Below are 25175 nucleotides of genomic sequence, written 5' to 3' on the forward strand. Positions count from 1 at the left end.
TCTTTATCTTAAACAAACATATCGAGTAGTAAAACTCCTCCAAAAGCGATAAATGAAAGTAACGTTTCTAATACAGTCCATGTTTTAAATGTTTCTTTCACTGTTAACCCTAGGTATTCTTTTACCATCCAAAAACCAGCATCGTTTACGTGTGAAAACATAAGTGCTCCTGCACCTGTTGCAATAACGAGTAACTCTAAATTCACACCTGTCGTATTTTCAACGATTGGCGAAACGATACCCGCTGCTGTTGTTAAAGCGACTGTCGCTGACCCTGTCGCAATTCGAATTAATCCTGCTACTATAAATGCTAATACAATTGGGGATAGAGCTAAATGCTCAGACATTTGAGCAATAGCATTCCCTACGCCACTATCGATAAGAATTTGCTTAAATCCCCCGCCAGCACCAATAATCGCAACAATTGAACCGATTGGTAATAAGCTATCTTCTGTTACCTTCTTAATAGCCTTTTTATCGATACCTTGGCGAAATCCAAGAAAATAAAACGCTGCAAAACATGCAATCAATAGTGCAATGATAGGACTACCGATTAATGTGACAGTCTTCATCAAAGTAGTAGAAAGAGGCACATAAGGAGCTGCTGCAGCTAAAACCATTAACATAACAGGTAACAATATAACTAAAAATGAAACTCCTATTCCTGGTAATTTCGTTGATTTTGTATTTACACGAATCAATTCTGGCTCATTTTCAGGAATTACACGTTTGTGAATCCATTTCGCAAATATAGGACCTGCAATAATGGCTGCAAAAAATGTAATAATGAGTGAATACATTAGTACCTTCCCAAGATTCGCTTTATAAATACCAATTGCTACAATTGCCCCTGGATGCGGAGGAACAAGGCCGTGTACGACAGATAGCCCAGCAATTGCTGGTAATGCTATCAATAAAATATTTTGTTTCGTTGTTTTATGAATTGAAATTACTAACGGTAGTAATATTAAAATACCTACTTCAAAAAACACCGGAATTCCAATAATAAAACCTGCAATTAACATAGCCCATGGTAAGTTTTTTATCCCAAAGGATTTAATAAAGAACTCTGCCACTTGCATTCCAGCACCTGACTCTGCCATCATTTTCCCTAAAATTGTACCTAATACTAAAATACCTACTAAATGCCCGAGAACACTTCCAACTCCCGTTTCATAAGCACTTACTATTTTATCCATTGGCATTCCAGACATAATTGCTAAAAACAAACTTGCAATCGTTAAACTAATAAACGCATGCCATCTCCACCACGATACCCCTAAAATAACAATTACAATTGATAATAATGTAATAATTAAAAGGTACATATTCATACTCAATCCCCCTTTATGTAAACCCTTTCATAAATACTATATAATTAAAAGAACCTATATAGTTCTTACTTGAGTAAAAGATACCTTTTCATATTGCTATACGTTTAAAAGCATCTTCACATCATAGTGATTTATATAAAAAGAATCTCCCTTATCAGAGATACATGTTACCTACTCTCTCTGATAAGGGGATTTCTCTTTCATAATTATAATGTTATTGTGATAAACGCTACGCGTAAGTATATTTTCCTTCTTCAAAAGTGAATGACACTTTCTTCTCTTGCTATTTTCACGTAGTAAGACGCCAAACTCGGGATCCTAATTAAACGATGAAGTTACCTAGGAATCTGTCCTCTCATAAAAAGCAATTTTCGGAAAGCCTCCCCCACTTTTATATATTATAATTTAGGTGCTTTCGCCCAATCTGCAGCGAACTTTTCAATACCTTGATCTGTTAATGGATGCATAGCAAGTTGTTCAATTACTTTATAAGGAATTGTTGCAATGTGAGCCCCTGCCATCGCTACACGAGTTACATGATCTGGGTGTCTAACAGACGCCGCAATAATTTGTGTATCTAATTGATGAACATCGAATAATTCAGCAATTTTAGCAACTAATAATACACCATCTTCAGAAATATCATCTAAACGTCCTAAAAATGGAGAGACGTACGTTGCACCTGCTCGAGCAGCTAAAAGTGCTTGGTTCACTGTGAAAATAAGTGTAACGTTCGTTTTCACACCTTTTTCAGTAAGGTAGCGACAAGCTTCTAATCCTGCTAACGTCATCGGAAGTTTAATTGTAACTTTTTCATCGCCGCCGTTAATCTTAATCAGTTCCTCTGCTTGAGCAATCATCTCTTCAGCTGTAACAGCATCTGGCGTTACTTCTGCCGAAACAGACTCAACTTTAGGTACTGCCTGACAAATTTCTGCGATACGGTCTTCAAACTTAACGCCCTCTTTTGCTACTAAAGAAGGATTCGTTGTAACACCAGCTAAAACTCCAAGTTTATATGCTTTTTTTATGTCCTCAAGATTTGCAGTATCAATAAAAAACTTCATGATTTATTCCCTCCATTTTTTAAACGTCAATGAGTTAAATTTTTAAGATATTTATTTCTTTTCTACTGCATGTCCGCCAAATTCATTGCGCAGAGCTGCTACAACTTTTCCTGTAAATGTATCATTGTCTAATGAGCGGTAGCGCATTAATAGAGACATTGCGATAACAGGAGTTGCTGTTTGAAGATCTAATGCTGTTTCTACTGTCCATTTCCCTTCACCAGAAGAATGCATAACACCCTTAATTTCATCTAGTTTTGCATCTTTAGAAAATGCATTTTCTGTTAATTCCATTAACCATGAACGGATTACTGAACCGTTGTTCCATACTCTTGATACTTTTTCATAATCGTAGTCAAATTCACTTTTCTCTAGAATCTCAAATCCTTCACCAATAGCAGCCATCATACCGTATTCAATTCCGTTATGAACCATTTTTAAGAAGTGACCACTACCAGCTTTTCCAGCATATAAGTATCCATTTTCTACAGCAGTATCACGGAAGATAGGTTCAACGATGTCCCAAGCTTCTTGATCTCCTCCGATCATATAACAAGCACCATTACGAGCGCCTTCCATTCCGCCAGAAGTTCCTGCATCCATAAAGTGAATGCCATCTTTCTTTAGTTGCTCATATCGGCGAATAGACTCTTTATAATGTGAATTACCCGCTTCAATTAAAATATCTCCTTTTGATAAAAGTGGTGTAACTTCATCGATAACAGAATCTACAACAGCGTGTGGTACCATAACCCAAAGAATTCTTGGTGATTGTAATGACTGAACAAGTTCATTTAAACTAGATGCACCTGTTGCCCCGTACTCTTTCATTTCTTCCACTGCACTTGCATTTAAATCAAATGCTGCTACTTCATGTTTATGATCCATTAAATTTTTCCCTAAGTTTAATCCCATTTTACCTAAACCAATTAATCCTACTTGCATAATATAATTCCTCCTCAAATCATCTTTTATTAAAAATTCATATCACTACAATCTGGAATACCTTGCAGCACTGATATGTACGGAAAGGTATTCACAGTCATAGCTTAAGAATTCAATACATTTTTAGTAATTTGAACAACATTTTCTGTCGTAAATCCAAATAGATTCATGACTTCAGCCCCAGTTCCTGAAGCTCCAAATGTTTCAATCGATAATATTTTTCCTTCTTGTCCTACATAACGTTCCCACCCGAGAGATACACCCATCTCAAGAGATACTCGTTTCGTTATAGAAGACGGAAGAACGGATTCTTTATATTCGTTCGATTGGCGATCGAATAACTCCCAGCTCGGCATTGCAACGATGCGAACAGAAACTTGTTCTTCTTCTAATTTTGCTTTCGCACTAGCAGCTAAGGATACTTCAGAACCTGTCGCAATTAAAATTACATCCGGATTTTCATTTGTTTGTGTTAATACGTAAGCTCCTTTAGAGAGATTCTCTATGTTCGCTTTCGTTTCATTAAACACCGGTAAATTTTGACGGCTCAGTACTAAAACGACTGGACCATCCGTTTGCTGTAAAGCATACGCCCAAGCACTTGCTGTTTCATTTGCATCTGACGGACGGATAACTGTTAAACCAGGAATTGCTCGAAGCGCTGCCAATTGTTCAATTGGTTCATGCGTTGGACCATCTTCTCCTACAGCAATCGAATCATGTGTAAATACGTAAGTAACAGGTAAATTTTGCAGTGCAGCCAGTCGAATCGATGGACGAAGGTAATCATTAAATACAAAGAATGTACTTACGAAAGGTTTTACTCCTCCGTGGAGAGCCAGTCCATTCGCTGCCGCGCCCATTGCATGTTCACGTACACCGAAGTATATATTTCGTCCAGCATATGATTCTACTGCATATACTGCTTCACCTTTTATATCTGTCATCGTAGAATGAGAAAGATCCGCACTTCCACCGAAAATAGAAGGAATCGATTTCACATAATGATTAATAGCTTCCCCACTTGCAACACGAGTGGAAATCGTTTTTTCAGTATCAAAAGATAGAATGTCTTTCGCTTCAATTAAAACATCACCTGTAATCGCTTTTTCTAATTCATCTGCTAGTGCAGGGTTCGACTCTCTGTATGAGTTGAACTGCTCATTCCAGTCATTTTCTTTTTCAATACCTTTTTGTTTCAGTTCATTAAAATGAGCTGTTACTTCTTCAGGCACAAAGAAGTCTTCCTCATAGTGCCAACCATACACTTGTTTTGTCGCTGTCGCTTCTTCTACTCCAAGCGGGTTACCATGTGCTTTGTTCGTTCCAGCAACTTTTGGACTTCCATAACCTATAATGGTTCTAATTTCTATAAGAGTAGGTTGATCCGTATTTTCTTTCGCTAATTGAATAGCTTTTGTAATAGCATCGACATCGTTTCCATCTTCAACTCTTACATATTGCCAATGTACAGATTCTGCCCTTTTCTGCATATCTTCAGAGAAAGCAATGCCTAATTCACCATCAAGTGAAATTTCATTTGAATCATACAGTACAATTAACTTGCCAAGTTTCATATGTCCTGCCATTGACATCGCTTCATAAGCGACACCCTCCATTAAGTCACCATCTCCGACTAAAGCGTACGTATTGTGATCTATAATAGAGTGACCATCCTTATTGAACTTCGCTGCTAAATGCGCTTCTGCCATTGCCATTCCGACAGCATTAGCAATCCCTTGTCCTAACGGGCCTGTCGTCGCTTCAACTCCAGGAGTATGACCAAACTCAGGATGTCCTGGTGTTTTACTATTTAACTTTCTGAAGTTTTTCAAGTCATCAATTGAAACGTCATATCCAGCTAAATGAAGTAAGCTATACAGTAGGCTCGATCCGTGTCCCGCTGATAAAACGAATCGATCACGGTTAAACCATTCTGGGTGATTAGGATTGTGATTTAAATGATTCGCCCATAATGCATAAGCCATCGGTGCTGCTCCCATCGGAAGACCTGGATGACCTGAATTTGCCGCATTAATAGCATCAATTGATAATGTACGAATTGTATTCACTGCTAATTGATTTATGTTTTGTGTCATAGTAATCGTCCCCCTACATGCTTTCATGAAAGAAAGTACTTATTTTTCCGTCTCTTGATCTAACCACCATTTAAATCCACTTTCTTGCAATAATTCATTAGACGCATCTGGACCATATGAACCAGACTCATATTCATGAAGTGGTAATAAGTTCTCCTCGAATGCTTCAAGAATTGGTTGTACCCATTCCCATGACAATTCAACTTCTCTCCAATGTGCAAAGAATGTAGCGTCTCCACTCACCGCATCATGAATGAGTCTTTCATACGCTTCAGGTACTCCCACATCCGCTTGCTCACAAGTAAAGTTAATACGCATCGGTTCAATTTCTCCATTTTTCAATGGATTTTTACTATTTAACTGTAATGAAACGTTCTCACCTGGACTAATTTCAATTATTAATAAGTTAGGTGCTGCATTTGGATTACTATCTTGATATTGCTGTTTTAACGTATTTTTAAATTCGATTACAATACGAGTAGACTTTTCTTTCATTCGTTTTCCTGTTCGTATATAAAATGGAACGCCAGTCCAAAATGGATTATCGATCCACAGGCGAGCAGCAACAAATGTGTCTATGTTAGAAGAAGGGTTTACTCCTGGCTCCTCTTTATACGCTACAACTTGTCCGCCTTTTATTTCTCCTGAAACGTATTGACCGCGAACGATATGGTTTTGAACGTCTTCTTTTTTCACTTTACGAAGCGTCTCCATTACCTTTCGCTTTTCCTCTCGAATTTCACATGCATTAACCTTTTCCGGCAGATTCATAGCAGTCATCATTAATATTTGTAACATATGATTTTGAACCATATCTCGAATGGCTCCTGCCTGGTCATAATATCCTGCCCTTTCTTCAACCCCAACTGTTTCACTAGCTGTGATTTGTACATTCGCTATATGTTCTTTATTCCAAATCGACTGGAGAACAGGATTTGCAAATTCTAGCGCTTCAAGGTTTTGAATCATCGGTTTACCTAAATAATGATCAATACGGTATATCTCGTCTTCTTCAAACGTGCGACTAAGCTTATCATTCAGCTCACGAGCAGATGCAAGGTCGTGCCCAAACGGTTTCTCAATCATCAGGCGTTTCCATCCATCTGTTTTATCAAGTCCGCTTTCCTTAATATTTAAAGCAATCGTCTCGAAAAATTCAGGAGCAACTGAAAGATAGAACATTCTATTACCTTTTATATGTAGTTCTTCTTCCCTTTCACGAACGACTTGTAATAATCTCTCATAGTCTTCCGGCTTACTGACATCTAATGGACAATAGCGAAAATTATCTAAAAAACCTTCCAGTTCCGGAGTACCTTCTTCCCTCTGACGAGAAAACGTCTCTATTGATTCTTTTATTCTTTCTTGAAAATCTTCGTGAGATACTTGACGTCTTCCAAGCCCGATAACGGATATTTGCTTTGGAAGCTTTTGATCTCTATATAAGTTATATAGTGCGGGGTAAATTTTGCGTTTCGCTAAGTCCCCTGTCGCTCCAAATAAAACAAAGGTCATTGATTCCAATTTCAGTCCCCCTCTTGTTGTATAATCCTTGTCAATATTTTAAAAATGAATTGTACAGAAGCCCCTGTTTTTATAAAAAAACAAAGAGTTATCAAATTCCAATTCCTTTTATACCTTTCGCTTTCTAATTGTCCCCAATATTAATAGTGCCAATTCAAAGCGTTTCTACTACAACGTACTTATTTATAGAATTTTGCAAAACATTTTATATCTAATTACTTTTAGTAATTAAATAATCTTACATCTAGTATATTAACCACATAAATTATTATCGTCAATAAATATGTCTTAAATTAAATACTATTTATTTCGTAATACTTTTCTAAGTTTATCCTGAGTTACCATTCATTTCTAAAGATAATGATCGATATAATAAATATCAGTTTCATCAAAATCTTCAATTAATTCCCCGTTAAACTCGTGAGCAGATGTTATATGATGCCCAAAAGGCTTCTCTATAATAAGACGGTTCAATCCTTTTGTAGTCCACAATCCACTTTCCTTAATATTTAAAGCAATGACATCAAATACTTCTGGTATAACAGATAGGTAAAACATGCGGTTTTCAGGATTGTTTAATTCTGTTTCACGCCTCTTTACAAGGCTCAACAAATCTTGATAGTCCTCTATATTCGCTGTATTTAATTGACAATAACGAAATGTGCTAATAAATTCTTCTACTCCTGATTCATCATCAGTAGATTTTCTAGAAAATGTAGCAAGGGATTGTTCTACCTTTGTTTGAAATTCCACATCTGACATTACCTTTCTACCAATATCGATAATCGAAATAGATTGCGGTATATTTTCATTACTAAATAGTTTGTATAAAGCAGGGTAAATTTTGCGTTTCGCTAAATCCCCTGTCGCTCCGAATAAAGTGAAACTTTAATCAGTGGGGGTTTTGTTCATTCCCACTGATTATTAGTTGAACCAATCGGGCTTTTACAGGCAGTTGCCCCCACCTAACTTCTATGATATCGCTGAATTTTGAGGTGGGGGTCTTACTGCCTGTTAATGCGGGGTAAAAGAAATGTCATTGAATCCATTTGCTATCTCCCTTTTTAAAACAATTGCTAGAAAAGAATATATTAGCTCATTCGCTACTTAGCACAACGCTCTCTCTAAATCCTCATACTTTACCAATGTTTCTTTAATACAATTTTGCCAAGAGCACGTTCTGACTCACTTATGTGGTGTGCTTTTTTTACGCCTTCTACATGTAAAGGCAACACATGCGTTACAACAGGTTTAATCTTCCCGCCCTCAATTAATTCTGTAATAAGAGAAAGTTCATATCCGTTAGGTTCAGTAAATATATGGTCACTCTCAATATTTTTCTCTCTTGATATCTCGGTTTGCGGAATTTCCATACCTTTCGGACCATAAATAGACGCTAACTTTCCATTTGGTGCAAGCACTTTATAACTATTCTTTAGTATATCTCCGCCTAATACATCAAATACAATATTGTAATTATGCAAAAGCGAAGAAAAATCTTCCGTTTTGTAATCGACGACAGTATCAGCGCCTAGATCCTTTACAAACTGCATGTTTTTTGTACTAGTCGTAGTTGCAACATGTGCACCGAAGCTTTTGGCTAGCTGAATAGCAAACGTACCTATCCCGCCAGATCCAGCATGAATTAAAACCTTATTACCCTTTTGAACATTAGCGAATTTCACTAAACTTTGCCAACTTGTTAAACCTACTAGAGGGATTGATGCCGCTTCCTCAAAAGATAGATTTCTCGGTTTTTTCGCTACATACTTCTCATCTACTGCCACGTACTCTGCATACGTACCATTTCGTTCAATATCTGGACGACTATATACTTCATCCCCCACTTTACATCCTGTTACGTTTGGCCCTATAGCAGCAACTACACCTGCAACATCCCATCCTAAAACGAGCGGGAAGTCATAAGAAATTACGTCTTGAAGTAAACCTTCACGTATTTTCCAATCCACGGGGTTTATACCAGCTGCATATACTTCAATCAGTACATCGTTGTCTCCTAATAAAGGTATTTTCATTTCAATTTCTTGTAGTACACTTTTATCACCATATTGCATAAGTCCTATCGCTTTCATTCTTTCCACTCCTTTACAATGCAGGGTAATGAGGAAGTACTTCTTCCCCTAGCTCATCTAACACTTCGTCAGCTGGGCGTTGACCATCAAATAGAGCAAGGAATAAATGATTCACACCAATACTTTTATATATATCAAGTAATTCAATTAGTGCCTTACGCCCTGTACGGTAACCTAAACGTATCGGTGTAGGACGTTCATTTGGATCTTCAGATAAATCTAAATGCATCGGTTGTATAAATGGTTTGAATACATCTGGATGATAATCCTCTACTAGTTCTCTCCATTGTCCAATTGCTCCCGCCTGATGCACCGGACTACGTGGATAATACATCCATCCATCTCCATGTTCAGCAAACCATTCCATATTTTGCTGACTAAAACCTGTAATAAAGGTTGGAACACGTTTAGACGGTTTTGGAACTAAATTCGCACCATGAACTTCTCCTAGTGTCGACTGGATAGACGGGAAGTTTTTATACAAAATCTCTTCCAAGTAAGCAAATGCTTCTCTAAACTTTTCACCTCGTGTTTCATGACTAACACCTAACGCTTTGAAATCGGCACGTCTGTCACCGGATGAAACGCCAAGCATAATTCTTTCTGGAAATAGTTGATCTAATGTAGCAATTTCTTTTGCTACACGCAATGGATGACGAAGTGACAACACTGTTGCCGACGTTCCAAATGCAATTTTCTTTGTCTTGCTTGCTAAATACGTCAAATAAATCATCATATCGTAAATTTGACCTGTTGCAGGATCACCAAAATCAGGGTCTTGCAGCAATACATCGCGAAGCCATACACCTGTAAAACCGTATTGTTCCGCTTTTTGTACTAACTCTACTTGTTTTTCCATCGTTGGAGCATGAAACTGATAATTTTCAATCGGAATGTGAACTCCTAACGTAAGTTGATCTTTCGCAAACATACGATTATATCCAAAATGGTTCGCAAACTTTTCCATGTGTTTCACTCACTTTCCCTCATTCATATAAATCTATACTTTTCATATTTCTTCTCAAAATTTATAAGCAACACTGCAACACCACATTGTTGCCGATTGTAATCGTTATAACTTTCTTTGTGCTACGAGTGTTATTATAAATCGGCCATAACATGAATAACAGTACGTACTTTAAAGTGATGTAGGCACTTTAAAGTACCTATACTAAGTGAGTAATAATAAACATAATGAATAAATCGTGCTGCAAAAATAACATCTATCCTTTCTTCAAAAAACTTTACAGTTGCTTTTGCAAATACGTTTCATTATTTCACGTACTTTCCCTTTCTTTATATAAAATTGTTACTAACCAAATTCAAAATATTATACTTATTTTTCGTACTTTGCTATGCTATAACCACGAACAGGAGGTATAAACTATGAAAGCACAAATTATCCATTCTTTTGGGGATTCATCTGTATTTCAATTAGAAGAAGTTTCAAAACCAAAACTTTTACCAGGTCATGTTCTAATTCACGTAAAAGCAACAAGTGTAAATCCAATCGATACAAAAATGCGTAGTGGTGCCGTTTCAGCAGTCGCTCCTGAGTTTCCAGCTATATTACACGGCGATGTAGCTGGTATTGTTATTGAAGTAGGAGAAGGTGTTTCGAAATTTAAATGTGGGGATGAAGTATACGGATGTGCCGGAGGTTTTAAAGAAACTGGAGGTGCACTTGCAGAATTTATGCTTGCTGATGCACGATTAATTGCTCACAAACCTAAAAATTTAACAATGGAAGCAGCAGCTGCTCTACCATTAGTTGCAATTACAGCTTGGGAATCTTTATTTGATCGTGCAAATATTAAACCTGGTCAAAATATTCTTATTCATGGAGCTACTGGTGGCGTAGGACACGTAGCCATTCAACTAGCTAAATGGGCAGGCGCTAAAGTTTTTACAACCGCTTCTCAGCAAAGCAAAATAGACATCGCCCATCGTCTAGGAGCCGACATAGCTATTAATTATAAAGAAGAATCTGTTCAAGAATATGTACAAAAACATACGAACGGAAACGGATTTGAAGTTATATTTGATACAGTAGGCGGCAAGAATCTTGATCATTCTTTTGAAGCTGCTGCGGTCAACGGAACTGTCGTAACAATTGCAGCTCGTTCAACCCATGACCTCTCTCCTTTACACGCAAAAGGACTCTCTCTGCACGTTACTTTTATGGCGTTAAAAATATTACATACAGATAAACGTGACGCTTGCGGGGAAATTTTAACTAAACTAACGCAAATAGTAGAAGAAGGACACCTTCGACCATTGCTAGATTCTAAACTTTTTACGTTTGATGAAGTTGCACAAGCACATGAATATTTGGAGTCAAATAAAGCAATTGGGAAAATAGTGTTGAAAAACGTTTGGTAACTTTCACTAAATAATACAAATAACAGCGGGATTGCTTCGCCTTATCTTTGTCTTAAGAGGCGTGCCACAATCTTAAAAGCTTTCCATCCTTTACAACAAGTAAAAAAAGAACAGCCGAATTTTTCTTATAGTAGAAAATTCGGCTGTTTGCATGTCGCAATTTGCTTTTTATATATTTCCATTAATAGATAAAATACAACTCATTTGCCTTACCATCTTTACCTTCAACAGAATATTATGTTGTTTTTAATTTTTTAAAACACACTACGTACTAATCCCCCGTCTATTCGCAACGCGGAACCATTAATTGCTGAAGAAAGTGGGCTGCTTAAGAAAGTGACAAGATTGGCAATTTCTTCTGGTCGAATAAGTCTTTGAATAATAGAGGTTGGTCGATTCTCTTTCATAAATCGCTTCTCAGCTTCTTCTATTGTCAATTGCTCATTAGGATAAAGACTATTTAACATAGTCTCCACTCCTTCCGTTAAAGTCGAACCGGGCATTATAGTATTAACAGTCACATTCGTTCCTGTCGTCAGCTCAGCTAAACTGCGAGAAAGTGAGAGTTGCATCGTTTTAGTCGCACTATAATGAGCCATTTCTTGAGATGGCATAATAGCTGCTTCGCTAGCAATAAAGATAACTCTTCCTTCTTTTCTTTCAATCATTTTTTTCAAATACGAGCGAGTAAGTCGAACACCACTCATAATATTGACTTCAAACAATTTAAACCAATCTTCATCAGGGATATCAAAATATTCTACAGGTTCAAAAATTCCTAAGTTGTTAATAAGAATGTCTACTTCAGAGTACTTTTCAATCACATTTTGGCACCCTTGTTCTGTTCCTAAATCAGCTACTACAGGTTGAAGAATAGCATCCGGATACTGCGCTAGAATTTCGTTTATCGTTTGATTAACATTTTCTTCACGACGTCCATTAATAAGTACAGTAGCTCCTTCCGCTACTAATGAAGTGGCAATTGCTTTTCCAATCCCTGCCGTAGATCCAGTAACCAGTGCTGTTTTTCCTTTTAATTGCATATGCATATAGATCCCTCCAAATTCATGTGCTACATGATTGACTTACGTTGGAATACATAATTACGTTTATATTGTGGTTCACTTCTCTTATCTTTAACAGAAAATAAGCAGATCCACCCTTTTTTCAAAAAAGTATAAACGAAAATTATGTAGCTATTCCACTCTGTACTGAACTAAAAATCAAAATTATCAGTATTTAGATCCACTCAATAATTCTAATTCAAATCATTCTAATGTAAAAAATCACATCAACAGCAGAGTAAAGCTAAAACCAACTAATAAATACCATTATGATATATATTAACGATAAAGAAAATTACGCACTTTAAAGTTCCATAGGAACAAAAAAGTGCCCTATAAACTATAATTTCTAACTCTTTATATTTGCTAAAGTAGTATCTTTTTTTATCATAGAAAAGGTTGTAAAATCACACATTCTTACATACAGTTATAGGATTATTTTTATCCTAATTAACTAAAAACCATATAACACATTTGTAAAATAAAATTCTAAAAAAACCTTGCAGAAAAATTCTACAAGGTTTTTGCCTATACACACAAATTAATCACTATATTAAAATAAAAGGGTTTATAATTCATCGCAATATTATTAAATATAAGCTGCTTTAAAGGCTTGTTGGACAGCTTGTACTTCTAATGAGTCTTTACCATATAAGTTCGTTGCTACACGAATACAAGCTTCTTTTAATTCTTTAAAGTTAGAAGTCATATTTAATTCATCCGTATTTGCATAATAGAAAATATCAAACATTTTATCTTCTCCAATGCCATGTACGTTTACTCCATTATGGTTTCCACCACTAGCAATCAAGTAAGCTACTTTATTAATAATGCTAGAGTTCGTGTGTACACCACCATGATCGTGGTCAGCATCAATAGGTAAGTTATTATAATGTCTATAGTCCTCCGGATATCTAGAAGAGATAGATGATGGGTTTTTCATATCTCTAAAAATACGACCTGATTGTTCTCCCATTGTCCAATTGAACTTTCCGTTATTAGCATACTTTTCAACTGCTACTCCTAAAATATCAGATAGAGCCTCATTAATTGCACCAGCTTCTCCTGCATACTCAAGTCCAGACTCATTTCTTGTAACCGCGTGTGTAAATTCATGTCCTGCCACATCAAATGCTCTAACAATTGGATCTCCGTATACTAGCATAGCTCCATTACTAAATGCATTAAACCACTGCTTAGGATTTCCTTTATTCGTACCATTTGTGTTCCAACCATGAACGACAGAAATTACTTTTTGTCCGTTATTATCAAAGCTGTTACGGCCATATTTTTCTTGATAAAAATCATATACTTTCGTTGCTAAATAATGAGCACTAACTGCTTTAGGATCAGTAAAATTTGTAGAATTACTTGTTACTAAATCATCGAGATAACCCCATACATTTCTTATATAATTATTATAATCTTTATAATTAGCAGTATATGTTTCAATTCCCTTACCACGAGAATAATCTGCAAGCATGTACGTTCCATCACTTCGCTGCGTAATTCCAAACGTACGATTAATACCTAAGTCATCTTTTCCTGTACCTGTTAATCTTGAAGAATCTTGTGATTTATTTGCTGTCGCAGATTGGACAATACTACTATCTACTTGTATACCCAATTTTTGAACGAGTTCTTTTAATAGATTACCACCAAAAGCATCAATTAATACTGTACCAGATACATATTCAGGTGTAGATGCACTAAAAGTAATTTGATATGCGTTTGTAGCTTTATTTGTATTTTCATCTACATATACCACTTGTTTAATTTCTGGTTCTTCAATAAATGTGAGATTATTTCCATAGATGTTGAAAAGCTGTTTTTTTGCATCCTCTTCTGATAAAGTAATAGGTTGTTTCAAATCTTCCTGTTGTTGTAGATCTTGGGCACTATCCCCTGAAACGCTCGTAAGTACACCATCATCATTAATATGTGCTGTTAGTTGATATCCGTATACATCACGTCCTTCATACGTTTGTTGAAGACGTACCAATGTAGTACCATCATAAGATTTACGACTTTGCGTAACATTATAATTAACTTTGGATTCCGTATTAACTTGCTTTGAGGATAATGCTTGTTCTGTTTTTCCTTTTAGCGCATCCTTTGCTACATTTTCTGCCGATTTTTGAGAAGGTGCTGTTAAATTACCTGTTCGGAACGTATCTTCCTTTGTTTCTACTTTTAAATCTTCTGTTTCCGCATGTACTCCTCCATAAGGCATAATCGCCGATAACACCACTCCTGTAGTTAAACCTACCTTTACGAAATTATTCATATTTTTACTCCTTTACAATCTTATTATTAAGTTAAATAAATGTATTTTACAATTTTAAGCATAGATAAAACTTTTAACTATAGCCAATCGATTTTACATCCCTCTATATACATAGGTTAATAGATTGGTTTGCTACTTTTTAGATTCATTTCATTTCTCAAAAATTACTCATTATATAAGCTATCTTTATATTTATTTATATACGTTATTTTTTGTGGTTCTGATAACATATTTATCGCCATCCACGCATTCTTTTTCATTTCTAATTTTTGCATTGGTATCTCTTTTAAAACGGGATTACTTATAATTCCTTCCATTTCTTCATCAATTCTTTGCATAAGATTTTCTTCTGGATTATTTTTCAAATAAGTATTTTTCAATCCCCATTTTGTCATTATAAATTCATTCGTTTTATTCATAGGATTAATAATAGTAGCTGTACTAGTTAATCGTTTTTTTATTTCATCATGATAGATTTTAATTTTATATCCTTCTTTTAGTGGAATGGTATCTTTTACAATCGTTACATTTGTCCCTTCCATTTCCTTCGTATAAATTTTTTCACCTTTCTCATTAAACAACTCTATTGATGCATATTTTTCACCTGCATAATAGCTATGAGGCGTTTTAGTAGTAACCGTAAAAACAGCTTGCTTTTGCTCTAAGTCTGTATTTAATTCGGCAAACTGGTCATCTCCTAATCCTAGGAATTGAATCGTTTCATTTACCAAATTGCTCACTTTCATTTCGTTAACATCAATCGTTAGACTATTATCCTTTTCCTTTACATAGGCATAATACGAACGGAAATGATACATTCTATCCATTTTCTCACCTGAAATTTCAACCGTATAAACCCCATTTGGTACGTCTTGTAAATTGATATCTGCTGTTTCAATTGTTTTTTCTTGAACAACTGTATTCCCTTCTTTTAATTTAATCTTTCTTCCTTTCAATGTATCTATTTCATTTGTATTTAAATGGATATGCAAATTCCCTTTTAGTCCAAGCGAAGCAATTTGCTGATTCGTAACTATTTCAAAGTTAGAGTTTATCGGAATATCAGGATCAACTAGAGCTCTCGCCTTAGCTAATTGTGATTCAGGCACTATATACGCTAAAGAAGTAATTGCCGGATAACCTTTCGCCCTATTCATCTCTATTTGTTTATGATTAAGCTTAAAGCCCCATCTTTCAAAAACGGGTGTAAAATCAACTTGTACATTCTCGCTATAATACTGATTCATTAAATCCGGTAAAGAATAATCCCCCTTTTTGAAAGCAGCATTGCTAGCTAGTTTTCGATAACCTTGATACATTTTTGCAAAAGCTTCATCGCCAGCTTTTTGTTTCGCCATCGTTAAAAGAATAAGTTTTTGTCGCAAATCTAAATCATCATAATTTTTATTTTCTTTCATTAAAGCATTGTATAAATTCCGTTCTACCTGTTCCTTCTTCCCAAAATTAAATAACCAACCAACTTGATCTGCTTTTTTGCCGTATTTACTATATTGATATTGAACACCAAATAGATTATTAGAAACTTCTCCTGTAAATATTCCTTGATTATCAAAACCAGCTTGGTATCCATGAGCGATTTCATGTAAAGTTCCCCAACTTAGTTTATCTAACCACATCTTTGTACTATCTGAACTATTCGCTGTCCAATTTGCGCCATAATAGGCACCGCCAGCACCAGATATATCTGCTTTTAAGAAATAACGATTTTGACTTTTTTTATTTTCAACCGTTGAGCCATCTAAACCAATAATTGAATCATACATCGCAAAAATATCTTCATAATATGCAATTAACTCATCCAACGATTGAAAATCTTTTAAAGATCTTACTAACTCTTTATCTTTTTTAGGTACAAATAATTGAAAACTCTCCCCTTGAATTAACGCATACTCTCCATCAAATTGATCCCATGTACTAAAAAATTGAGATACACTTCCTTGTTGTTTATAAATGGGAAGAGGTTTAGTAGCACTTTCATTCCCTACTTGGTACTCAAGTACAGCGTGCTTTTCACCATACGGAGTATCTATGAAAGGAACTAAAGGCGTATCACCTTGAATGGTAATCCACTCATTTCCTACTTGTATGGATTTTTCATTTTTAGAGTCATTAGACAATAAACGTAATGTTAATTTGTCTTTAAAATTAGGATTCGTTTGTCTTACCTTTAATGGTGTATTTCTCTGCAAAATAAATCCTAAATCTTGTCGATCGTGATATTTACCCTTACTTATGCCCGCCTGAAATATCCAAGTAGGCTCTTCTAAACTAGTAATTTCTTTTACATTTGTTCGTTCATCAGCATGTAAGTGTATATTTCCTATGAGGAAAAACATTGTATACATGATGCCTATAACAAGTAGCCTTTTCATTTACATATCTCCTTTTCTATTTTTTATATACAAAATACAATAAAACCCTCCTTCTTTACTTATAACTGTCGTCAGTAAGTTACTTATTAGTGTAATTATTATAGTTACATTAGCTCATGATTATCAATCATTAAATATATGTAATTTTGCATATATGGATATAAAACCGAAATTTTTGAAATACCGTGAAATGATCCAATATTATTTCATACATTATTCAATAAAAAAACACACGAAGCCCCTTAAGTCTTCATGTGTTTTCATACATGTTATTACATTTGTAATTGAATAAATTATCTTATTCTGTAATATTAAATTTTGAAACCAGTTCCGTTAATTCTTCCACCTTTTCTTTCATTTTGTTAGATTGAATTGATATTTGTTCAATTGATACAGCTTGTGATTGAATTGATTTTACTGTTTGAAGAGTCTCTTTTTTTACATCCGTTGCAGTTTCAGAAACTAGCGAAAGAGAAGCATTTACTTCTTCTGTACCAGCAGACATCTCTTCTGTCGCTGCGGATACTTCTTGAATTTGACTTGTAATCTTATCAATATCTCTCATAATAGACAAGAAGGTTTGATTCGCTTTGTGGGCAGCTTCTTTTCCTTCTACTGCCTTCTGTTGGCCTTTTCGCATGACATTAACTGTATCTTGAGTATCTTGTTGAATGGATTTTATTAAATGATTCACTTCCTTTGCAGATTCTTTAGATTGCTCAGCCAAGTCTCGAACTTCTGCGGCAACCACTGCAAATCCTTTCCCATTCTCTCCAGCACGTGCCGCTTCAATAGCGGCATTTAAGGCAAGAAGATTCGTTTGTTCGGCAATATTAGTAATTGCAGCGAGAGCTGTATCAATCTGTTGTGTATGTGTAACAAGTTTATTTATTACTTTTGATGTTTCCTCGACAACATCATGTACACTATTCATTTGAAGAATAGAGTGATTTATCACTTCACTACCGATATTTATTCGTTCTGTAGTCGTTACTGCTACCTCAGCGACTACTGCTGAAGATTCAGCTACAGTTTGCACCCCTGTTGTAATTTCTTCCATTGAGGATGAGCTCTCCTGAATACTAGTTACCTGTCCTTCTATTTTTGTTTTTACTTCTAAAACAGTCTGTACAACCTCATTTGAAATACTAGACGCTCGATTTGTATCTTGTAATACGCTCTCCGTAGTAGAAATAACCTCTTGTGTTGTCATCTTAACATTCGCAATTAATTGTTGAAGGTTATCTAACATACTATTAAAAGACTGAACAATATGCCCTAATTCATTATTTGCTTTATAAGGAGTACGTGTTGTTAAATCTCCAGCTGCTACTTTTTCCATATCATTTTGTAGTAACACAAGTGGTTTTCGGATAGTTAATTTAATAATATATCCAATTAATATAATTATTAAAATTGCTAAAAGCGAAATACTAACAAACATTATCATTGTATTTTGAGCACTATTATTATTTTCCTTCTGTAAAAGCTCTGCATTATTACTATTATATAAAATTAATTCACGAATTGATTTTATTGATTTTTGCATATTAGGTTCAATCTCTTTTAGGTAATATGCATATGCTTCCTCATTATTAGATTTCCCTAATTCTTGCGCTTTCTTCATTTGAGTTCTTAATTTATTAAATGTTTCATAAAACGTGTTATATAATTCTTTTTCTTTAGTAGAAATAACTTTAGCCTCAAACTGCTTTAAAAGATAATCATTTTCCTGACGAATTCCGTCCATTTCTGTTATTAATTCATTCATTCTTTTTTCATCTTTTGATACCATAATTTCCATAAAGTTCATATTAACATGATAAAAATTAGATTCTACAATACCAATCCACTCAATTGGTAGTAAATTATCCTCATACATATTAGAGGAAGTACTTTTCCCTCTTTCTAATCCCCAAAACCCTATTAGGGATAATACTATACATGCAATACTTGATATAGTTATTAATATGTTTAGTTTTGTACCAACCTTACTGTTTCTTAATAATTCCAATTCACTTTCTCCATTCTAATATATAGTTTAAGTAATGTATTTTATAATAAGAATCCCAAAATTACGATGTTTATTTTGCGATATGCAATTTTGCATATCATCCACTACTAAATCAAAATAACCTAACATTGTAATTTTAGTTTTCTGAAAATCCATGATTATGAACACACCCCATTAATTCTTGAACTTCTCATCCAAAATATCCGCAAATATTGCAGCAACAGAGGAACCTATCCTTGAAATATAAATTACGCTTCCATACTAGACTAGCTTAAAAATATTTTTCTTATTGCTCATTTTTCTATTTCCTCTTTATCAAAAGTACTCCTAACACATCACACTTTAAAGAAACGATAGTATTCCCTATAATCCAAAAAAAATAAGGAAAGACATAACACCTATGTCTTTCCTCTAAAATTGTAACACTCAATATGCTCTTGGCTCTATTTAATTTTCTAATTAAACCTTTACATATCTTTCTTTATAATATTTTCTAACTCTGTCCAACTTGTAATACGCGGGATGTTGAGATGTTGATTGTAAGAAGTAGTTTTTGCATACACATTTATCGGTTTTCCTATTAACGTTTCTAAGACTGCCGGCTTATCATCAAAGAAATAGTTTAATTTTATTTCTTGTATGAAGTGTATTTTTTCTTCATCCTTCATTCCATAGAAAAAGCGATCTTCATGTACCGGAAAACCTTTTTCTATTAACCATTTTTTTGTTTGCTCTCCATGCTCTTTAGGTCGCGCCGTTATATAGTAAATTTCATGTCCCTGTCTTTCTAATTCTTGTAATGTCTCTACTGCATATGGAAACGGTGAACAAGAAGTATAATAAATCTCATCCAGCAAACTATTCCACATATGACTGCCTTCCTCCGAAGTCATGCCAAATGCTTCATGAATTTCAATTGTTTTTAAAGAATGAAATACATCCAATCCTAATTTTTTGTTTAATTTCTTATTATATAAATGAAAAGCATGCTGCCTTAAATCAATTAATGTATCATCGATATCAAATCCAAACTTCACTCTTCATCGCTCCTTTCTGCAATCCATTTATCGGAACATATAAGTAGCTTTTATTCTCCTTATATTTTCCGATATTCTGGATAGCCAATAAATCTATAATCTTTTCCAACCTGGGTAAATGATACATCCTTAAATTCAATTGCATCTTGCATTTTAGTAATACCAGTCCCCTCTACAAAGCTAGGCGCCAATCTGCCCCCAATAATTTTTGGTGCGACATATAATATAAGTTTATCCATCAATTTATTTTCAATAAACGAAGCATTTACCTCTCCACCACCTTCAATAAGCAGGGAGGAAACTCCTTTTTGCCCTAAAACATCAAGCATTTCATGTAAGTTTATATGCTTTTCTCCGCTAGTAACAAATACTTTAACTCCTGCATTTTCTAATGCTATCTTTTTTTTCGCTGCATGATTACTTGTTGTAAATATCCAGGTAGGAGCTTCTCCATCTGTAACAACATTAGCTTCCATCGGTATGCGTAATGTCGAGTCCAATATTATTCGAATTGGATTTCGTCCATTTGGAATACGCGTTGTCAATGATGGATTATCCTTTTGAACAGTATTCGCTCCTACTAAAATAGCCGCATTTTCGTTTCGTATTTGGTGTACTTCTTGTCTTGCTTCTGCAGATGTAATCCACTTACTATCCGATGAAGACGTAGCGATTTTCCCGTCTAATGTAACTCCTGATTTAATCGTTACAAATGGACGCTTTGTCAAAATATATTTATTAAAGACTTCATTCATTTTTTTAGATTCTTCTTCACACACTCCTACAAGTACTTCAATACCTGCATCTTGTAGAATTTTAATTCCACGTCCAGAAACAAGCGGGTTTGGATCAAGTGTAGCAACTACTACCTTCTTAATTCCTGCTTGTACAATTGCTTCAGCACAAGGCCCTGTTCTACCATGATGAGAACAAGGTTCAAGAGTTACATAGATTGTAGCACCACGTACCTGTTCTCCAGCCATACGTATCGCATGTATTTCGGCATGTGGTTCTCCGGCCTTCATATGTGCTCCGACCCCTACAATTCGATTATCATTTACAATTACAGATCCAACCAATGGATTTGGAGTCGTTTGTCCCTTCATAGCCTTGGCATTTTCTAGTGCTAGCTTCATATACAATTCATGCTCAAGCATGTAAGTGTCCCCCTTCAAAATGTCCAGAACGCTGAATCTTCGTTTGCAAATATTTCTCATTAAACTCTGAGATATCACCCCATAACGGTTCACGACTCGTAACATTTAATCCAGCTTTTTGTAACGCTTCTAATTTTTTTGGATTATTTGTAATAAGTTTTACAGGTTTTGAGCGTAGCGCTTTTAATACTTCAATTGTATCATCATAGTTTCGAACATCATCTTCAAAGCCTAGGTTCAGATTAGCTTCTACTGTATCTAACCCATTTTCTTGCAAGAGGTACGTCATTGCTTTACTAAACAAACCAATTCCTCTTCCTTCATGATTCGCTAAGTAAAATAAAGCACCTGAACCATGTTCTGTAATCATTTGTAAAGACTGCTTTAATTGGAATCCACAGTCACAACGTTTACTACCAAAGATATCACCGGTGTGACAAATACTATGCATACGAATTAGGGCATCTTCAGAATTCTCAAAATCACCATATACAAGCACACTAGATTGCTGCATATCAGCTAAATTAATAGATGAGAGTTTTTTGATAATTCCTTCTACACTATTTATAACCTCACTACATTGTAACCAAGAATACCATTGGAAAATTTTAGTCTCCCCATATAAATTAATTGGCAATTTGATAGGTCCTACTAAATAAATATCCTTTCCATCTTGATGTATAAATTGAATTTTATCTTCTAACATATGAATTGTATCTGTTGTAACCATTAGGTACCTCCTAGTATTGAGAATCTCTAAAAATCCTCTTCCATTGTTATATTTTTTATTGTTTAACTTACACAACGTAAGTGTTTTTACAGATGCTATTCTTTTTTCTCTCAGCTTATATGCAATATGTATCATTACAACTTTGGCCATTTAAAGAAAAGAGTTTTAGTTACATAAAACAACTTAGTTACTTTATGTAAGTGAGTATACATTCGTAATTAATTTACGTCAAGTAATTAATTATAAAAACATTTGTTACTAATAGTAAGATGTTATATAATTTGTTTTAGGAGGTGAAGGAAAATGAATGATTCTACATTATGCCCTCGCTTTGAAAAAGGAATGAAATTTTTTAGCCAACGATGGACAGCACTAATTATTTACCAACTTTTTTCTGGATCTCAGCGCTTTTGTACGCTTGAATCTTCTCTTCCTGTTAGCGGAAGATTACTTTCAGAAAGATTGAAAGAATTAGAACTAGAAGGAATTGTCGAACGTAAAGTCTTTCCTGAGACACCAGTTCGTATAGAATATTCTTTAACTCAAAAAGGATTTGCTTTAGAAGCTATTATTCGCGGAATAGAAGAATGGTCACAGGAATGGATAGAACTTGAGGAATAACATAAAAGCTTTTTCGTATATAGTTTTAAGTAATCAAATTACAGATACCTATTATTAAAACGCTAGTTTTTCAAGCATTTATGAAAAGCTAGCGTTTTTTAATGAATAAAATAAAATTTAAGAAATGAAACAAGATGATCAAACCGATCACCTTGTTCCTTTAAAGATTAAAATAGTAATTTTAACAACTTTTATTAATACATACTCGATTAACAGAAATAATAAATAGAATTTTTGTAACTAAACAGTTTTATTTTCGCAATACAGTTAGCTTATCCCGCTATTTGCGGACAGTAAGACCACCACTGATTAAATTTCCATTTTATTGCATTTGAATATTACTTATGAAATTTCACACGCTCTTCAAGTGGTTGGAATTCTTTTTCACCTGGTGCAGCTGTTGGATTACCAAATGGCATTTGTGCAATTAGTTTCCAATTAGCAGGGACATTCCATTCTTGTTTTACCTCATCGTCAATTAATGGATTATAATGTTGTAAAGATGCCCCTAATCCCTCTGCTTCTAAACCTGTCCACACGACTAATTGGTGCATACCTGATGCTTGGTGTGACCAAATTGGGAAGTTTTCAGCATATGCAGCAAATTTTTCTTGAAGCGATTTAACGATAGCCTCATCTTCAAAGAATAGTACTGTTCCATAACCAGCTTTAAAAGAATCCATTTTTTGTTGCGTTCCTGAGAAATCTCCATCTCCAACTACTTTTCTTAATGTTTCAGTTGTAATATCCCATAATTTATCATGAGCTTCACCAAATAATACAACTAATCGCGCAGTTTGAGAATTGAAAGCTGATGGAGTATATTTCACAGCAAACTCCACAATTTCTTTAATTTTTTCATCCGATACTTGTACCTCTTTGTTAATTCCATAGTAAGTACGTCTTTCTTTCAGTGCAGTATAGAAATCTTTTGTCATAATTCATTTCCTCCTAAGTTTTAATATTCTTCAAAATGATACATTGCGAAGATAATATGAGTTGAAATGAGTTCATTTTTGAACCATTGAACACCATAACACCAATTGCTAGTCATTCTGAATCTAAACCACTGCTTCTTGCTTCAGTTTCCCTAAAAAAACACTTATAAGCATCATTGATACAATCTAGTGATCATTCGGTATTATTTTACCCATTCTCTATTCATGTATCCTGCTTGTTTCATATTTACACAAATATGAAAATAACCTTAAATTGCTGGTCAAAAAAGCCAGGTAGCATGAATAACACATTACCTGGCTTTTTACATTTTTAATTTAAATTCAACTAAACATTACCAATGAATAGTAATAAAAACTATACCTGTCACTTATTTAATAATTAACATCTCATAAGGATGTTGTCCCATAAATCTATTCTCCCAAGGAATCTCTAATGATGTCCAATTTGAACCACCGTCTACTGACTGATACACTCCTTTATTGCTAAACAGATAAAACGTTCCATCACTTGTTGCCTTTAATACTGGTATGATTGTGCCTTTAGGAGTTGGTAAACCTACATTCATTTCTGCCCAAGACTGATTTTTTTCTTTCTTATAAATAAATGATTCACAATTTCCATTATTGTAATCATGCGCTACGTGGGGATTTGAAGATGTCGCGATAATAATATTTTCTGGATCATTTGGGTTAACTGCCATTTGATATGCGTAATGATGCTTTAGCCCGCTACACATATAGTTCCAAGTCTTACCTCCATCATTACTCTCCGCATACTCTTGACCTGGTTCTTTCAAGAATGAATCACCTAACACCCCGTATAAACGATTTGGCGCATCGCCATGTGATTTAAGAATGTGAATATCTTGAGGATAGTTCCCCTCTTTTTCCTCAGTCCATGTCTTACCTCCATCTACACTTTTAATTAATCCGCCTACCTCAATAGTCGTATAAATAGTTTCTGGATTATTAGCATCAATTTCAATATGTTTTACATGGTGTGTATATGTTCTTTGAGGAAAGAACCATGATGAATATGATGGCATTTGTCGATAATCTGTTAGCAGCTCAAAACTGTCTCCTCCATTTTTGGATACGAACATTGCACTCGGTTCAGTTCCTACATATACAATCCCGTTACCGTCATCCCCCTTCGCTGGAGATACAGAAACTGCTGTAATAGCTCTCATATGAATAGCATTAGCTGGGAACACTTCACCAAATGAAGGCAACGTACCAATTGCTTCCCATGAACTTCCTCCATCTTTACTTCTCCATAATCCCCTATCAAAAGTACCACAATACATTCTTTCTTGGTCGTATGGATCTAAAGCTAAAGCAACTGGATTCGCACCTACAAACTGCGATTGGACGCTCCATGTTGAGTCTTTTTTTTCTGCGATTACAAGTTCTCTATCAAACGCTAATATGAATTTTTCCATAACTAAAATCTCCTCGTTTCATAATAT

At 34.8% G+C, this 25175-nt stretch carries 18 protein-coding genes and 1 pseudogene; 2 read left to right on the forward strand and 17 right to left on the reverse strand.

All coding sequences use genetic code 11. The features are described from left to right. Window positions 1-8: 8 nt before the first annotated feature. The 8 genes and pseudogenes from gntP to MR136_RS06715 form a co-directional block, all read right to left on the reverse strand. Window positions 9-1334, reverse strand: a complete 1326-nt coding sequence (gene gntP / locus MR136_RS06680) for a gluconate permease GntP (RefSeq protein WP_001057599.1) — start codon at window positions 1332-1334, stop codon at window positions 9-11. Between the two features lie 398 nt (window positions 1335-1732). Further along, window positions 1733-2401 (reverse strand): fructose-6-phosphate aldolase, encoded by a 669-nt coding sequence (gene fsa / locus MR136_RS06685; RefSeq protein ID WP_063675558.1) that lies wholly within the window; start codon window positions 2399-2401, stop codon window positions 1733-1735. Window positions 2402-2452: 51 nt separating this feature from the next. Continuing rightward, window positions 2453-3346: a phosphogluconate dehydrogenase (NAD(+)-dependent, decarboxylating) gene (gnd, locus tag MR136_RS06690; RefSeq protein WP_001994033.1), complete on the reverse strand. Its 894-nt coding sequence runs from the start codon at window positions 3344-3346 to the stop codon at window positions 2453-2455. A gap of 104 nt (window positions 3347-3450) precedes the next feature. Next, on the reverse strand, window positions 3451-5445 hold the full coding sequence (tkt, locus tag MR136_RS06695; RefSeq protein ID WP_078421347.1) for a transketolase: 1995 nt from the start codon (window positions 5443-5445) through the stop codon (window positions 3451-3453). Window positions 5446-5484: 39 nt separating this feature from the next. Further along, window positions 5485-6969 (reverse strand): glucose-6-phosphate dehydrogenase, encoded by a 1485-nt coding sequence (gene zwf, locus MR136_RS06700; RefSeq protein WP_017673871.1) that lies wholly within the window; start codon window positions 6967-6969, stop codon window positions 5485-5487. A gap of 351 nt (window positions 6970-7320) precedes the next feature. After that, a pseudogene (locus MR136_RS06705) lies at window positions 7321-7857 on the reverse strand (glucose-6-phosphate dehydrogenase); the annotation flags it as partial. A gap of 251 nt (window positions 7858-8108) precedes the next feature. Then, on the reverse strand, window positions 8109-9062 hold the full coding sequence (locus tag MR136_RS06710; protein ID WP_017673869.1) for an NADP-dependent oxidoreductase: 954 nt from the start codon (window positions 9060-9062) through the stop codon (window positions 8109-8111). Window positions 9063-9075: 13 nt separating this feature from the next. Beyond that, window positions 9076-10029 carry an LLM class oxidoreductase gene (locus MR136_RS06715; protein WP_078421355.1) on the reverse strand — a complete coding sequence of 318 codons (954 nt, stop codon included), beginning with the start codon at window positions 10027-10029 and terminating at the stop codon, window positions 9076-9078. Between the two features lie 419 nt (window positions 10030-10448). Between MR136_RS06715 and MR136_RS06725 the strand changes: the two genes are divergently transcribed. Beyond that, complete coding sequence (locus MR136_RS06725) at window positions 10449-11444, forward strand: zinc-dependent alcohol dehydrogenase family protein (protein WP_017673867.1); 996 nt, start codon at window positions 10449-10451, stop codon at window positions 11442-11444. Between the two features lie 254 nt (window positions 11445-11698). On the opposite strand, the gene MR136_RS06730 is transcribed toward MR136_RS06725, so the two are convergent. The 7 genes from MR136_RS06730 to MR136_RS06760 form a co-directional block, all read right to left on the reverse strand. Beyond that, window positions 11699-12493: an SDR family NAD(P)-dependent oxidoreductase gene (locus tag MR136_RS06730; protein WP_017673866.1), complete on the reverse strand. Its 795-nt coding sequence runs from the start codon at window positions 12491-12493 to the stop codon at window positions 11699-11701. A 604-nt stretch (window positions 12494-13097) separates the two neighbouring features. Then, window positions 13098-14795 (reverse strand): M4 family metallopeptidase, encoded by a 1698-nt coding sequence (locus MR136_RS06735; RefSeq protein WP_017673865.1) that lies wholly within the window; start codon window positions 14793-14795, stop codon window positions 13098-13100. A gap of 164 nt (window positions 14796-14959) precedes the next feature. Further along, window positions 14960-17188, reverse strand: a complete 2229-nt coding sequence (locus MR136_RS06740; protein ID WP_078421349.1) for a putative mucin/carbohydrate-binding domain-containing protein — start codon at window positions 17186-17188, stop codon at window positions 14960-14962. Window positions 17189-17486: 298 nt separating this feature from the next. Then, complete coding sequence (locus MR136_RS06745; protein WP_078421350.1) at window positions 17487-19202, reverse strand: methyl-accepting chemotaxis protein; 1716 nt, start codon at window positions 19200-19202, stop codon at window positions 17487-17489. Between the two features lie 467 nt (window positions 19203-19669). Beyond that, entirely contained in the window at window positions 19670-20239 is a 570-nt protein-coding gene (locus MR136_RS06750; RefSeq protein WP_017673863.1) for a 5' nucleotidase, NT5C type, read from the reverse strand. A 59-nt stretch (window positions 20240-20298) separates the two neighbouring features. Continuing rightward, entirely contained in the window at window positions 20299-21396 is a 1098-nt protein-coding gene (ribD, locus tag MR136_RS06755; protein WP_139365881.1) for a bifunctional diaminohydroxyphosphoribosylaminopyrimidine deaminase/5-amino-6-(5-phosphoribosylamino)uracil reductase RibD, read from the reverse strand. Further along, window positions 21389-22126 carry a GTP cyclohydrolase II gene (locus MR136_RS06760; RefSeq protein WP_078421351.1) on the reverse strand — a complete coding sequence of 246 codons (738 nt, stop codon included), beginning with the start codon at window positions 22124-22126 and terminating at the stop codon, window positions 21389-21391. The genes ribD and MR136_RS06760 overlap by 8 nt, the downstream gene beginning before the upstream one ends. A gap of 303 nt (window positions 22127-22429) precedes the next feature. Between MR136_RS06760 and MR136_RS06765 the strand changes: the two genes are divergently transcribed. Then, entirely contained in the window at window positions 22430-22747 is a 318-nt protein-coding gene (locus MR136_RS06765; RefSeq protein ID WP_001000104.1) for a winged helix-turn-helix transcriptional regulator, read from the forward strand. A gap of 338 nt (window positions 22748-23085) precedes the next feature. Here the strand turns inward: MR136_RS06765 and MR136_RS06770 are convergent, their stop codons facing one another. Beyond that, window positions 23086-23685, reverse strand: coding sequence for a nitroreductase family protein (locus tag MR136_RS06770; RefSeq protein ID WP_000158938.1), 600 nt, complete (start codon window positions 23683-23685; stop codon window positions 23086-23088). 389 nt (window positions 23686-24074) lie between these two features. Further along, window positions 24075-25148 carry a WD40/YVTN/BNR-like repeat-containing protein gene (locus tag MR136_RS06775; RefSeq protein ID WP_078421352.1) on the reverse strand — a complete coding sequence of 358 codons (1074 nt, stop codon included), beginning with the start codon at window positions 25146-25148 and terminating at the stop codon, window positions 24075-24077. Window positions 25149-25175: the final 27 nt, after the last annotated feature.

It is taken from the genome of Bacillus cereus group sp. BfR-BA-01311 (assembly GCF_022664295.1).
Taxonomy (GTDB): domain Bacteria; phylum Bacillota; class Bacilli; order Bacillales; family Bacillaceae_G; genus Bacillus_A; species Bacillus_A cereus.

Coding starts and splice junctions, on each gene's coding strand:
- MR136_RS06715 (WP_078421355.1), bottom strand. CDS start 10,029: ATGGAAAAGTTTGCGAACCATTTTGGATATAATCGTATGTTTGCGAAA.
- MR136_RS06740 (WP_078421349.1), bottom strand. CDS start 17,188: ATGAAAAGGCTACTTGTTATAGGCATCATGTATACAATGTTTTTCCTC.
- gnd (WP_001994033.1), bottom strand. CDS start 3,346: ATGCAAGTAGGATTAATTGGTTTAGGTAAAATGGGATTAAACTTAGGG.
- tkt (WP_078421347.1), bottom strand. CDS start 5,445: ATGACACAAAACATAAATCAATTAGCAGTGAATACAATTCGTACATTA.
- MR136_RS06730 (WP_017673866.1), bottom strand. CDS start 12,493: ATGCATATGCAATTAAAAGGAAAAACAGCACTGGTTACTGGATCTACG.
- MR136_RS06770 (WP_000158938.1), bottom strand. CDS start 23,685: ATGACAAAAGATTTCTATACTGCACTGAAAGAAAGACGTACTTACTAT.
- gntP (WP_001057599.1), bottom strand. CDS start 1,334: ATGAATATGTACCTTTTAATTATTACATTATTATCAATTGTAATTGTT.
- MR136_RS06710 (WP_017673869.1), bottom strand. CDS start 9,062: ATGAAAGCGATAGGACTTATGCAATATGGTGATAAAAGTGTACTACAA.
- ribD (WP_139365881.1), bottom strand. CDS start 21,396: ATGCTTGAGCATGAATTGTATATGAAGCTAGCACTAGAAAATGCCAAG.
- fsa (WP_063675558.1), bottom strand. CDS start 2,401: ATGAAGTTTTTTATTGATACTGCAAATCTTGAGGACATAAAAAAAGCA.
- MR136_RS06765 (WP_001000104.1), top strand. CDS start 22,430: ATGAATGATTCTACATTATGCCCTCGCTTTGAAAAAGGAATGAAATTT.
- MR136_RS06735 (WP_017673865.1), bottom strand. CDS start 14,795: ATGAATAATTTCGTAAAGGTAGGTTTAACTACAGGAGTGGTGTTATCG.
- MR136_RS06725 (WP_017673867.1), top strand. CDS start 10,449: ATGAAAGCACAAATTATCCATTCTTTTGGGGATTCATCTGTATTTCAA.
- MR136_RS06775 (WP_078421352.1), bottom strand. CDS start 25,148: ATGGAAAAATTCATATTAGCGTTTGATAGAGAACTTGTAATCGCAGAA.
- MR136_RS06760 (WP_078421351.1), bottom strand. CDS start 22,126: ATGGTTACAACAGATACAATTCATATGTTAGAAGATAAAATTCAATTT.